At 52.3% G+C, this 14157-nt stretch carries 7 protein-coding genes; 3 read left to right on the top strand and 4 right to left on the bottom strand.

All coding sequences use genetic code 11. The features are described 5' to 3' along the window. The first annotated feature begins 125 nt into the window (after positions 1-125). Positions 126-1400: a Gfo/Idh/MocA family protein gene (locus tag H5P27_RS15965; protein ID WP_185661427.1), complete on the top strand. Its 1275-nt coding sequence runs from the start codon at positions 126-128 to the stop codon at positions 1398-1400. A gap of 130 nt (positions 1401-1530) precedes the next feature. Continuing rightward, complete coding sequence (locus tag H5P27_RS15960) at positions 1531-3087, top strand: HEAT repeat domain-containing protein (protein ID WP_185661426.1); 1557 nt, start codon at positions 1531-1533, stop codon at positions 3085-3087. Between the two features lie 22 nt (positions 3088-3109). Here the strand turns inward: H5P27_RS15960 and recJ are convergent, their stop codons facing one another. The 3 genes from recJ to yajC all read right to left on the bottom strand — a co-directional run bounded on the left by recJ (position 3110) and on the right by yajC (position 7824). Continuing rightward, complete coding sequence (gene recJ / locus H5P27_RS15955) at positions 3110-4825, bottom strand: single-stranded-DNA-specific exonuclease RecJ (protein WP_185661425.1); 1716 nt, start codon at positions 4823-4825, stop codon at positions 3110-3112. 10 nt (positions 4826-4835) lie between these two features. Then, positions 4836-7409, bottom strand: a complete 2574-nt coding sequence (gene secD, locus H5P27_RS15950; protein WP_185661424.1) for a protein translocase subunit SecD — start codon at positions 7407-7409, stop codon at positions 4836-4838. Positions 7410-7506: 97 nt separating this feature from the next. After that, positions 7507-7824 carry a preprotein translocase subunit YajC gene (gene yajC, locus H5P27_RS15945; RefSeq protein WP_185661423.1) on the bottom strand — a complete coding sequence of 106 codons (318 nt, stop codon included), beginning with the start codon at positions 7822-7824 and terminating at the stop codon, positions 7507-7509. Positions 7825-7937: 113 nt separating this feature from the next. Here yajC and speA point away from each other — a divergent pair, with 113 nt between their 5' ends. Further along, positions 7938-9905 carry a biosynthetic arginine decarboxylase gene (gene speA, locus H5P27_RS15940; protein WP_185661422.1) on the top strand — a complete coding sequence of 656 codons (1968 nt, stop codon included), beginning with the start codon at positions 7938-7940 and terminating at the stop codon, positions 9903-9905. Between the two features lie 13 nt (positions 9906-9918). Here the strand turns inward: speA and H5P27_RS15935 are convergent, their stop codons facing one another. Beyond that, the gene (locus tag H5P27_RS15935; protein ID WP_185661421.1) at positions 9919-13890 is read right to left on the bottom strand and encodes a PAS domain S-box protein; all 3972 of its coding nucleotides are present in this window, start codon (positions 13888-13890) and stop codon (positions 9919-9921) included. Positions 13891-14157 lie beyond the last annotated feature (267 nt).

Genomic DNA, 14157 nt, shown 5'->3' with positions numbered 1-14157 from the left:
GTCCTTATTTGTTGGTTTTGCTCAACAGGAAGACTGATACAGAACGCCTCCAAGCTTGCTTGGATAATGGGCTCTGTTATTGGTCAAAGTCCCCCAAACAGAATTGACACCCCCTGTAAATCCCTATGTCGAAACGATTGTCCCGTCGCGCCTTTTTGAGAAAAGGCACCGTTGCAGCTGCCTCCAGCCTCGCCTTCCCGATGGTGTTAAAAGCCGCAACCTTAGCCCGCGGGCAACCGGGACCAAACAGCCGGATCAATATCGGATTGATAGGAAATGGTCTCATCATGGGAGGCCACCGGGCCTATTATCGCGGGCGAGAGCACACCGTCGTCGCTGCGGTTTGTGACGTATATCAAAACCGGATGGAATCTGCTCTACAGGAGTGCCGCCAAGAAAACAGTGCTTGCGACGGATACTTAGACTACGAGGAAGTTTTGGAGCGTAGCGATATCGATGCCGTGGTAATTGCGACGCCTGACCACTGGCACGCTGCCCTTGCCATTGCCGCCATGAAGGCGGGTAAGGACGTTTACGTGGAGAAGCCGATGACTTTAACCATCGAAGAAGGCAAGGCAGTTGTGGAAGCTCAGAAACGCTACGGTCGCATTCTGCAAGTCGGCTCGCAGCAGCGTTCAGAATCAGCATTCCGAAAGGCCGCCGAGATCGTGAGGAACGGTTGGATCGGGCAAGTGCGGGAGGTCTACTGTGGCCTTGGTGAATTCCCAGCCGCCTCAGTCTACCCGGAGCAGCCGATACCGGAGGGCTTCAACTACGACAAATGGCTGGGGCCAACTCCGTGGGAACCCTACAACGAAAATCGCGTAGCCAGCGATTACGGAGGTGGTTGGAGGAATTTCTGGGAGTACGGATCGCGTAAAAACGGAGATTGGGGCGCTCACCACTACGATATTACCCAATGGGCATTGGATCGCGACGATAGCGGGCCTGTATTTTTCGCACCCAAGAACTACGACCAAGAGTACCAATATTACGAATACGATGATGGAATCCGGGTTATAAGAGACTGGGGAGATCGGAAGGGACATATGATCCGATTTGTAGGAGACGAGGGTGAAGTTTTGGTCAGTCGCCAAAATCGACTCGACACGACTCCGGTATCCCTAGCGGGCAAACCGCTATCGCCAGATTCAATCCGCCTATATAAGAGCACTGACCACCGTGCGAACTGGATCGAGAGCATATACACGCGGAAAGATCCGATCTGTCCCGCATCAGTTGGTCACCGCTCAGCGACCATATGTCAGCTGGCTGGAATATCTGAGCGCATAAATCGTCCCATCAAATGGGATCCGATTGCTCAGCAAATTGTGGACGATCCCAAGGCAGCCTTGTGGCAAGATCGTCCTCGTAGAGATGGCTACCAGCTCCCTGTTTAAGGGGAACAAACTTACTCAAGTCTTTCGATCGAAAACCACGCATCGTATGTTATCCCAGTTTTCAAAACCCTTTATTCTCGCCGTCCTTTTATCAACTTCCGCCCTCGGATATTCCCGGATTTCCGACGAAGTGCTATCCTCGATATTTCACCGCTTAAACGGAGAGGATTTCGACGCTCGTTATGAGGCCCGCATGGATTTGCAAGATCTCGTATCGCAGGCGACTGCTCCGGGTAACGAAGAGCAGCAGCCTGTAATCGAAAATCAATTACTGGAAAAGCTTCCTGCAGAGCCGCTTCTCCAGACCAAACTTTGGATTATCCGACAGCTAGAAACGATCGGTTCGGAACAATCACTTCCGGCTCTAGAGAGGCTGCTAAAATCGGAGTCGGTTGAATTGGCTTACGCGGCTCAAATGGCGATTGACCGCATCAAGCCTACCCCCGCTAAGAAGAGGAAGTCCCCTCCTCGATCAGCACTCGTGAAAAGTGTGACGCAATCGGATAACAGGTCCACCAAGACAGAGGCCTTTCGAATGCTTGCCGAACAGAGCCCGCGAAAAGCAGCAAAACTGATGGTTCGACAACCTGAGATCGATTTTCTTCCCATAGCTTTGAAGTCCGGAAACAAGGTGCTTATAAGACCTGCTATCGAATTGTTGGATACTGGCTCGGTAGAGCAGCAAATCGTTATCCTGGGAGCTTTACCAAACGACTTAGGGGCAGACTCGGAAGGAATTATTCTCGAGCTCTTGAAATCCGAAAACGAAACCCTAGCCGCTCAAGCTGCCGAAACTCTGGGCCGGGTAGGCAGTTCGGCTTCGCTGGAGCGACTAGCTCAATTAGTCGCTGGAAAATCCAGAGCCTTGCGTGACGCGGCGAGCGAGGCTGTGGCTCAAATCGAGGATTCGAAAATTGACGAGATTCTATTCGATCGACTCCAATCCGGCACGATTGAAGAGAAAGAAACTGCTCTGTCCCTGCTCGCTCTGCGAGCCTCCGATGGGGTCAGCGAGGTCGTCAACAAATTGGCCGCTTCCGAAGAGGAACCGTCGAAGTTACGCGAAGCAGCCATTGAAAGTCTCGAGATGGTTGGAAATGTGGAGAGCCTCTCGATTCTCGTAGATATCGTGGTCGACGGGAACGACAAGGGATTGCGACGCGACGCTCAGAAGAACCTCAAGCGCCTGACCCTACTGCTCAGCGATCACGAGGCTGCCTGGAGAGCGTTCGAGAGTGGCTTTGAAAAAGCTGAAGGTAAAGATGAGTTACTTGCTTTGCTGATCGTGAGTGACTCGGCTCCCACGCCTCAGATGATCGAATACCTCGAATTGGTTTGGAATGAACGCGATGCCGATCTTCGAAAAATGGTGATGCGAGTTCTTCCAGGGTGGCGGAATTGGGATGCTGGATACGCGTTGCTAAAAATCGCCGAAGCGGAAGAAGCCTACAGAGGCGAGTGTTTTGCCGGCATTGGGAAACTGATTCTTGGAAGCGACGCTAATTTCTCGATGCAAGGAAAGTTCGAGCTTAGCCAAGCAGCCTTGAAGCTGGCTCAATCACCTGAAGAAAAAGAGGCAGTACTCACCGGGTTTCGTTATGCGACATGGCGAGAAGCGAACTACGTTTTCTCGAACGAGGTGCTGCCTGAACTTCGCGAAGCTGTATTGAAATATCGGAACAACTGAAGCGGCTCTTCGCAGCGTTGTACTAGCTCAGTCTCCAGTCAACGAGCTCGAGTTGGAGCGCCTTCTTGTTACCGAAGGTGTTCCAAACAAGTCGAAACGCGATATCGACCGGTGTCGTTGCAGGGGGAATACGGTCAGCCATCTTCCAAGCCACGCCCGATATGACTTGGTTCTGTCTCGTTGGCAAAGTGAAGCGGAAGTGGATGTCCTTGAATACAGTGACCTTCGATCCGAAACGTATTTTCTTTGCTCCGAAAATGGGTTCAGGATTGGCCTGCCCAAATGGCTCCAGCAAGGAGAGGTCCTGCATGAGCTTTGTAGAAATATCTTCAAGACGGAGCCAAGATGAAATGTTCAATGTCCTTTCGACGGAATGGGTAGCGAAGTATTCGGTAAGGGCTTGGTCGAAGAATTTCGTGAAGTCCTCGACCTGTTCGATCTTCATTGAGATCCCGATCGCCATAGGGTGCCCTCCCCAGCTTTCCAGCTTGTCGGAGTAAGGTGTCAAGACCTCGACAAGGTTGACTCCATCCACACTACGCCCTGAACCCTTGGCCAAGTCCCCTTCTCTCCCCAGCACAATGGCGGGACGATTAAATGCCTTGGATACGCGACTTGCTACGATTCCGACGACACCAGGGTGCCAGTCGTTACCATAAACGACAAAACCTCCGCTATCGGTGCCTCCTTTACGGATCTGCTCCATAGCGCCCTCGGTCATTGCCCTCTCTATGTCTTGTCGCTCTCGATTAAATGAGTCGAGCTGTAGAGAAGTTTCCATGGCAAAGCCCGGGTCATCGCTGAGCATGAGCTCGACTGCGACGGATGCATCGGCCAAGCGTCCACTGGCATTAATCCTTGGCCCGAGGCGAAAAGATACGTCGATCGGGTTTACGCCGTGCTTTGATGCGACCCCCGAAACCTTCATCAGGTTCTGCAGGCCAATGCGTTTGGTGCGGCTTAGAACCTGTAATCCGATGCGGGCGAAAATTCGATTTTCTCGATTAAGCGGTACCATGTCGGCGACCGTCCCCATGGAAACCAAATCGAGATAGTCGCGAAGTTTGATATCGAATGCCCTTGGGTCCTCTTTTTCGCGGCGGATTTTCAGAAGACCGTGAGCTAGCTTAAAAACGAGCCCAACCGTGCAGAGTTGACAATGGTTGGAGCTCTCTTGGTCGTTGACGTGCGGATTGACCAGGATGACCTCATCTGCCTGCTCCTCTTTGGCCTGATGATGGTCGATTATAATAACCTCGCAACCTTGATCGAGAATGTAGCGAACCTCCTCTGTAGAGTTGGTACCGCAATCGAGGGCGATGAAAAGATCAGGTTGGTTGGCCTTGCCGAGAGCCCGTTCTACAGCCTTTTGCGAGAGGCCGTAGCCTTCTTCCAGACGCAGCGGGACAATGTAGGCAGGATAGTTATCGAACTGCTGCAATATGGCCACGAGCAGCGCGGTGCTAGTAACGCCATCTACATCATAGTCTCCACAGATCGCGATAGTCTGGCAGTTGTCGATAGCCTGAGATATGCGACGGGCGGCCCGTTCGAGATTTGGTATGTCGAACGGGCAATCAATCGAACCTAGACGAGGCTCGAGGAATTTCGAGGCCTCTTTCGTATCCGAGAAATCGAGACGGGCGAGGAGCTCCGCAACGGTTGAACCGACTTTTAGTTCCCTAGAGTACTTTTTGGATAAACCGGTCGGTGGAGGACTGTATTCCCAATGGGCCAAGGCTCCGTGGCTAGTCGGTGTTTGACGAACCTGTTGAAGAGGCCTTGGTGCTGACCTGCCAGTCGTATTCCGGAACGATATCGTGACTCGACTCTACGCTGCGGCGATCTCCCTTGTGGTAGAAGTAGAAGATCGGGCTCGCGATAAAGATCGAGGAAAAAGTACCGGTGATGATACCGATCGTGAAGGTGAAGGCGATATCGTTGATTACGCCCTGTCCGAACACCATCAGCGAAACCGAGGCCAGCAAGGTCGTGATACTGGTGAGCAAGGAACGGGTGAATACCGCGTTCATGGCGATGTTGATAATCTCGCGTAGTTTCGAGGTTGGTCGCAACGTAAGCTCTTCACGGATACGGTCAAAGACGACGATGGTATCGTTCAATGAGTAACCTACGATCAGCAAGATGGCTGCAACCATCGGAGCGGTAAACTGATGTCCCGGAACGAGCACAAACACGCCAAGCGTCAGCAAGATATCGTGGATCGTTGCTACGATTGCTCCGATACCGTAACCGATTTCGAAACGAAATGCGATGTACAGGAGGATCAAGCCCAGCGAAAGGCCGATCGCAAGGAAGGCGTTCTTTTGGATTTCAGCACCGACGGATGGTCCTATCTCGTTTTTGCCTAGCATGTTGTATCCAGCTTCTGGAAACGCCTGTTGTAAGACAGCCACCGCTTCTTCACCTTTCGCGAAACCAGTCTGAACGCGGAGTAATTCGTCGTCCGTTCCCAGCTGAGATTGGTAGAGCGGGTTAACTTCGCCTAGATCAGCTGCGGTCAAGGCATCGCGGATTTCTCCTTCGTCGATTCGTTGCGAGAACTCTAGAATGGCTTCGTCACCACCCGTGAAGTCGATGCCATAGATCGAGTCGCCTTTAACAGCCAAAACGACAACGCCTACAATTACCAAGGTCCAGGACGCGATGAAGGCCGGCTTGCGAAACTTCATGAAGTCGATGTTGGTTCCCGAGAGGACCGATAGCGTCTTGAAGGATTTAAGCGCGCCCGTGGTGAAGAGCATTTCGAGCATGACGCGTGTGACGATCAATGCGCAGAACATGGTGGTCACTACACCAATAGCCAAGGTGAGTCCGAAGCCCTTTACTGGGCCCGTTCCGAGGCTCAGCATAACGAAGGAAACCAAGAGCGTAGTGACGTTGGCGTCGAAGATGGTGGAGAAAACCTTGTCGAAACCACCCTCTACTGCGGACTTGATGTTCTTGCCATTGCGAAGCTCTTCCCGAATACGCTCGAAGATCAGGATGTTGGCATCCACCGCCATGCCGACCGTGAGTACGATACCGGCGATACCCGGAAGGGTCAGAGTAGCGTTGAAGCTCGCGAGTACGCCGAGAACGATCACCACATTAAGTAGCACCGAGATAAGGGCTACGAACCCTCCGATGAAAAAGTAGGCGATCATGAAGGCGGAAACCGCTGTGATGCCGATGACGGAGGCTTTGACGCCAGACTCGATGGAGTCCTTAGCCATCGAAGGACCAACTTCGTACATCTCGACGACTTCCAATGGCAGCTCGAGCGGGTTGTTCAGAGTGTTTGCCAAGTCAATCGCCTCACGTTGGGTGTAGCGACCGGTAATTTGAGCGGTGCCACCTGCGATTCGCTCGCGTACTGTCGGTGCGGATTGTAGTTGCTTATCCAAGACAATCGCCAAGCGCCCAAGCTGCCCGGTGGTTTGGCCTTGCTGAGCAAGTCGTTCGGTCACGTCTGCGAAGAGATCCGCTCCTTCGCTGGTAAGCTTGAGGATAACTTCGATGCCGCCCACTTCGTTGGTTCGAGGAAAGGCGTCCGCAACGTATTTTCCGGTCAGGGCTGGAATGCGCTTCACGTAGAGACGCACTTCGTTTTCCACCCCGTTGTACTCCTGGATCATGGTCATCTCCTCGTAGCCGGTCGGGCGTGAAGAGGTCATCGGATTTGCGGTGGGGTGGACTTCGCGAAATTCGAGGCGAGCTGGAGCCTTGATGGTGTTGATGAGCTCCGGATTATCCTTGGTGTTTACGCCCGCGAGCTGCAGCTCGATGCGGTTTTCACCAATTGGACGAACGATAGGCTCGCTCACTCCGTAGGTGTTGACGCGTCGCTCGATGATATTGATCGCGTCGGAGAGCTTTTCGTTTCGCTCCGCGGCTGGGACCTCGGCGAGGGCGACTGGATCGACCTCGAAAGTGACGGAGATGCCACCTTGGATATCGAGGCCCTTCTTCAAGTTCGCCTTGGAGTCTTCCAACAAGGTCGGGAGTAGAATGTTGTTTCGCTTTTCAACGTTGGTCAGGCTGGCCTCTAGCTGTAGGTCCGAGAAGTATTGGCTAACGTCGATACGCTCCTCATTGGCGATAGACTTAAGGGCCATGTACACACTCAAAGGCCTATCGGTGTTGACGCTTTCTTCCGAGAGCGCCTCAGCTCTGTCGACCAATGCCGCAAATGCGGGATCGCCGGAGCGAGCTTTCACGTGCTCGGCGAAGTCCTGGTCGGACATGGGGATGAGATAAGAGAGGCAGAACGCGACGATCACGCCGGTGAGTGCCAGTTTCCAAATATACTTTCCGGACATCGGGATACTTTAGATGATTGGAGCTTACTTTAATAATAGAGATGCCACGCCGGATAGGCGTGGCTCTCGCTGGAAATTGATTGAGAAGCGGCCGGCCTTATTCAGCTGCAGGAGTTACAACAGTGGTCACGGAGGCCTTGGCGATTTCGATTTTTGTGCCCTCGGCGATCTTCAGGACGAAGCGGTCTTCCTTGACGTTGGTGATGGTGCCGTAGATGCCGCCGCTGGTCATCACTTCAGAGCCTGATTTGAGCTCGGAGATGAGCTTCTGGTGTTGCTTTTGCTTCTTGCGCTGGGGGGCGATAATCAGGAAATACATCGCTGCGAAGATGATGATGAAAGGCAAAAACTGTTGCCATCCGCCTTGTCCTGCGGGCGCGGCTTGCTGAGCGATTACGAATGTGGAAATATCCATTACAGATTTAAGTTATTAGCTCTAAAGGGTTCTTGAAATTGAAAGTCGCGTACTCAAGCTAGCGGCCTTTCAAAAAGCAAGCCATAACCAAGATAGCCAAGGAAGCATAGAGCATGAGCCCGAAATCGCGTTGGACGACCTCCGAAGCCGAGCGTCTCTACGGTTTTAACCGTTGGGGTTCCCCTTATTTTTCGGTCGACAAGGAGGGCTACGTCTGTGCCCACCCCGCTGCGGACGACATTTCCGTCAGAATTGACGACGTCATCAAGGAAGCAGCGACCAAGGGAATCAAGGCTCCAATGGTTATACGCTTCCAGGACCTGCTCCGTCACCGAGTCGAGCGTCTCAACAAAGCTTTTGCCGATTCGATTCGCGACGAGGATTATCCGGGGCACTATCGAGGCGTCTTCCCCATCAAGGTTAACCAGCTGCGCGAAGTCGTAGAGGAGATCCAAGATGCGGGAGAGAACCATTGCTACGGGCTTGAAGCTGGCAGCAAGCCAGAGCTGATGATCGCTATGGCGATGCACCAACACTCCGAGTCCCTGCTGATCTGCAATGGCTACAAGGACGAGGACTATATCCGCCTAGCTCTCAACTACCGCAAAATAGGCAAGGACATCATCATCGTGGCGGAGCAGTTGAGCGAATTGGAGATGATTATCTCCATGTCAAAGGAACTCGATGTAGAGCCGCTCATCGGATTACGCTCGAAGCTTGGAACCCGCGGTGAGGGCAAATGGGCGATGTCTACCGGGGACAATGCCAAATTCGGGCTCACCTCGATGGAAATCCTCGAGGCGGCGCGAATGCTCGAAAAGGCAAATTTGACCGAGAGTCTCTGCCTGCTGCATTTCCACATTGGATCGCAGGTTCCGAATATCATTACCTTGAAGAACGCCGTGGTGGAAGCGACTCGCTACTATTGCCAACTCCAAAAAATGGGCTTCCCCATGGGCTTTTTGGACGTAGGTGGCGGCTTGGGTATCGACTACGACGGTTCCCGTTCCAACTACGAGAGCTCTACCAACTATACTTTGGAAGAGTACGCCCGCGACGTCGTTTACAACGTCAAACAGATCTGCGGACTGATGGACGTACCCTGCCCCAATCTAGTGACCGAAAGCGGTCGAGCCATCGTAGCCCCGCACAGTATTCTCATTACAGAAGTCACAGGGCGCATATCGAAACGCGATTCATTGCTCACGGTTCGCAAAGACGAGATCAAGCACCAAGTGGTTGCTGATTTGCACGAAATCCTCAACGGACGGAATCGCTACGGAAACCTGGAGATCTACCACGATGCCCAGCAGAAAAAGGAGGAAGCGGACTCCCTATTCTCCCATGGCTATCTAGACCTTCTCGGTCGTGCCCAGGCCGAGTCCCTCTTCTGGCAGATTTGCAACCGTTTGGAGAAAAACATCAGCAAGACCAAGGGCTACCAGCCGGAAGAATTGATTGGGCTCTCAGAGCTTTTGTCCGACCAATACGTCTGCAATTTCTCCGTTTTCCAATCCTTGCTGGATCACTGGGCGCTGGACCAACTCTTCCCCATCACTCCCATTACTCGCCTGAATGAACGTCCTACTGTGAATGCGATTCTGGTAGACATCACTTGCGATAGCGATGGCAAGGTTTCCAAGTTCATCGACTTGGAGGACGAGAAGCAGTATCTCCCGCTCCATCCATTGAAAAAGGGCGATTCCTATTTTTTGGGTATCTTCCTCGTCGGAGCGTATCAGGACATCATGGGGGACAACCATAATCTCTTTGGGCGCGTGAATGAAGTGCACGTCTTCCTCGACGAGGATGAGGACGATGGCTTCTACATCGAAGACACCATCCAGGGGTTCCGCATGAAGGACGTTTTGGAAGGAGTTCAGTATTCGGCGGGAGGCCTTTGCCAAAACCTCAAAAAACAGATCGACAAGGCAACGAAGGCAGATCTCGTGAAGCCACGCGACGGCGTACGCTTCATGGAGCTATACGAGGAGCAACTGCAGAAAAAGACTTACCTCGATATCGAGCAGAAGAAAAAGCGCCGGGCCGCTCCACGTAAGGCAAAAGCGAAGCCGCAGTAAGTCTTGTGCAGGCTTACTGCTCGTCCTGTTTTGCGAGGAAGTCCTTCAGGGCTCGGATGGCTTCTTCCAGCTCGGTTTTAAGCCCTTCTACCAAAATGGAAACATCCTTCATGGACGGTTCGATAATGGCATCCTCTATCGTTTTGCAGACCCGCTTAAGCCGACGGCAGCGCAGGTTCGCCGCAGTACCTTTCAGAGAGTGAATCTGGTAGCGGGCGTCGCGTTCGTCCCCCGATTCGAAGGCGGTTTGGAATTTGGGTAAACGCGTCTGCAAGTCCGGCATGGAAGCGTTAATCACCTCCACCGCGAGGGAGACATCGTCCATCATGGCATGCACGAGTTCCTCGGATTCGAAAATATCCTGGTTTGATGGTGGAACGTTTGAATCGTCAAAGTTCTCCTCATCGGATCGGTATCCCGGAAGCAGTCTATCCAAGGTTGAAAAGAGTGGAGAAACCTCAACCGGTTTGAGCAGGTAGGCGTCCATCCGAACATCCGCGCAGTCTTGCCTGTCTACATCGCGTGCGTTCGCCGTTATCGCCACGATCACCACGGATTTCGCCCGCTCACCCGCTGCCCCGCCTCGAATTTGCCGAGACGCCTCCAAGCCATCTATTTCTGGCATTTGGATGTCCATGAAGATCAGGTCATAGGGAGTTTTTTTCACCGCTTCTATGGCTTCAGCTCCGTTGCTGACGCAGTCTGCTTCAATACCCATCTTCAGGAGCATTCCCTTAATAACCATCTGGTTAACAAAGTTGTCTTCCGCGATGAGAACCCGGGTGGATCGGCCTTCGAATCGAGAAGTATCCACATCCTCGAAGCTTATATCCGTGTAGTTCGAGGCGTCCTCGCCAGAAACGAGCAAATCGTAAACGTCCGATTGCTTGAGCGGTAGAGCGAGGGTCTCGATGAGGCTTTCGCCGCGCGGGTCTACCTTATGATTACCGATCAAGATCAATTTCGTTTTCAGGCTGGCACTGCTCTCCTCCATACATTTTCGAAAGTTTTCCAGATCGAATGTTAGGTCTCTACCATCAACGAAAATGTAATGAAGCGGAGCGTTCACGGCAGCCCTATTTTGCACAAGCTCTGCCGCTTGCTCCACAGTCGAGCAAGAGCCTGTGTAGATGCTCCAAAGGTTTAGCACCTCTTCGAGCTCTTCCCTGAACTCGGGGTCTTTCGAAATGAGCAAGGCAGATCGGTCCCTGAGGAAAAGAGGTTTCGAATAGTTCCCTTTCCCCTGCGCTCGCTTGAACTGAAAGCTCACAGTAAATACCGAACCTGTCCCCAAGGTGCTTACGAAATCTATCTTACCTCCTATAAGCTGGACGAGGCGTTTCGTGATGGCTAGACCAAGGCCTGTGCCCCCGTGCTCTCTTGTCGAACTGTTGTCGGCTTGGGTGAACTCCTCGAAGAGCTTGTCCTTCAGCTCCTCATCGATGCCAACTCCTGTATCCGATATTTTGAATACGAGCTCGACTCCCTCTTCGCTCTCCCCCTTGAGTGCGACCGATAAACGAATATTTCCCTTATCGGTAAATTTGACGGCATTGCTCGTCAAATTGATCAAGATTTGTCTCAAGCGGACTGGATCGCCCCGCAACTCCAGCGGTAGCTTTGGATCGATTTGCTGAAAGTATTCGAGATCCTTTAGTTTCGCGCGTTGGCTGATCACGGAGGAGATTTCAGCGACCAGATTTCCGAGGTTGAAATCGTATTCCTCGATTTGCAGCTTCCCGCTATCGATTTTCGAGAAATCCAAGATGTCGTTGATGACAGACAATAGGGACTCCCCGCTATCACGAATAACTTCTACGAATTGGCGTTGCTCATCGAGTAAGCCATCGGATCCAAGCAGCAGCGTTGTCATGCCCATGACTCCGTTAAGTGGAGTTCGCAACTCGTGGCTCATATTAGCCAAGAAGCGACTTTTCGCTTCGCTGGCCTGCTTGGCTTCCTCGACTGCTTTCGCCAAATCCTCACGTTGCCGTACGGTTTTTGTGACGTCCCAACTGGAACCCACTGCTCGGATGGCCTTCCCGTTCTCGTCCCGCTCTATGAGGGCGAGAGTGCGGATATTTCGAACGGACTTGGTAGGGGTGACGATACGGTACTCAGAATCAAATTCCTTGATGTCCAAGATTGCGTTTTCCATTTCCTCTCGCACTCGCCGCCCATCATCCGGATGCAGTATTTGGTTCCAGGTTTCCAAACTTGCGACCGTTGTTTCCGGCGAGAGCCCATGCAAGCGGTAGAGCTGTTCATCCCAAACCAATTTATTCTCGACCAAATCCCAGTCCCAAATGCCGATACCACCCGCTTTGGCTGCAAGTGACAAGCGGTTGGTCGTCTTCTTCAAATCCGCCTCTAGCCTAACACTGCGGGTCACATTCTCTAGCTGGCAGAGAAAATAGGCAGGCTTGTTGTCGGCCCTTTTAACCAGCGAGACGGTTAAGGCGACCCAAATGGTCTCTCCATTTGGTCGCAGGAAACGACGACGCACCTTGTGCATCTTTCGTTGCCCTTCAATCATCTCGATTCGGAAATCGCGGTCCTCGACGAGGTCCTCCGGATCGTAGTGGCTCTCCAATGTCCTGCTTTTCAGCGTTTCAAGATCGACTGCCAAAATTTCGACCATGGCGGAGTTCGCGCTAATCCATCCTCCGTCCAAGGCAACCAATCCCATGCCTACGGCCGATGCATCAAAGGCTCCTCTAAACTTTCGTTCACTTTCTTCGGCCGCTCTTCTTGCTTCGTTTATCTCGGTAACATCCTGACCAATACAGAGATAGCCACCGACCTCGCCCGATACGGAATGGATCGGCGTAATGACCGCAGCAAATTCAAAACTGGAACCATCCTGCCGGCTACCTTGCCATGTTCTGGAATCGAACCCCTTTTTGGCGGCTATTTCGGCGAATACCTGGAAGCCACCAACATGAATGTCGAATTTCTCGGCTAATTCTTCTGACCTGTTTTGTATCGCTTTGGCAGTAAACAGTTCTGCCAGCGAAAGCTGGCCACTCGATTCACGCGCGGAATAACCGAAAGTCCGTTCCGCTCCCGTATTGAAGACTGAAATCTGTCCGTTGTCGTCGGTCGCGATGATCGCGAATTCGGTGGATGCGTCCAATATGGAGCGAACCATCGCCGCATCTCTTTCCGCAGCCCTCCTGCGAGCAATCTCCTCGTCGATGTCCTGGTAGACTCCGGCCAAACTGACGCATTGCCCATTCACTATTTTGGGCTCGCCGATCGATCGAACCCATTTTCGAACGCCATTACCTGTGACGATCACGAGTTCCTCATTCCAAGCGCTTCCCTTTTCAATCGCGTTTTTGAAGGCAATTTCGAGTCGCTGCCTGTGTTCTTCTCCATCGCAAAAAGCGATCGCTTCGTCGAAGTTCGGCTCGTAGTTTTCTTCGACCTCATGGATGATTTTTGTCATCCACGACCAGTTTAGGAGATCTGTCTGCAAGTCGTATTCCCAGCTGCCGAGTTTGGCGGACTTCGCGGCCCAACGAAGTCGTTCGCGAGATAACTGCAGGCCACGTTCAGTCTCCTTTTGCTTGGTGATATCGGTTCGAATGGATACGTAGGCTTCGATATTTCCATCTTTCCCCACAAGCGGCCTTACTGTGGTCTGGAGCCAGTAGAAACTCCCATCTTTCGCCCTGTTGCACACTTGGGCGTGCCAAGTTTCGCCAGACGATACAGTGGCCCACATACGCTCCCAGAACTCTTTGGAATGGTAGCCCGAATTGATGATTCGGTGAGTTTTACCGTATAGCTCTGCTGTGGTGTATTTGCTCAATTCGCAGAATCGACGGTTTGCGTACACGATAACACCATTCTCGTCGGTGATCGCCACGATGGCATGCATGTCGAGTGTCGAAATGAGACCATTTAGCACGCTGCTCCCGAGTGTTTCGGACAGTTTTGCGATTCCGTCTGTATCGGATGGAGTACGATTTGTGGGCATAGCAGGCGTTGGACGCTGGCGGAAAATACGAACAATGATTCGCCTAAACGTTTATTCCTCTTTGCTCTAAGGTCAAATCCTCCAGTCGATACTTAGGGAAATGACGGTCAATTTACAAAAGACAGGCGTGTATCACCTTTATTTCCATTAATAGAAGCTAAGTCCCAACGCTCTCGTTGCTTCTCAGCGGGTGGCTGATAGAGCTAGAACCGGCATTTTACGTATTGAATTACTGGCTACGGAAGTCGTACGTTTAAAAGAAATGTT

This window comes from Pelagicoccus albus (assembly GCF_014230145.1).
GTDB lineage: Bacteria > Verrucomicrobiota > Verrucomicrobiia > Opitutales > Opitutaceae > Pelagicoccus > Pelagicoccus albus.
The sequence above is the reverse complement of the archived record's forward strand: the minus strand, read 5'-3'. Positions and strand labels throughout refer to the sequence as shown.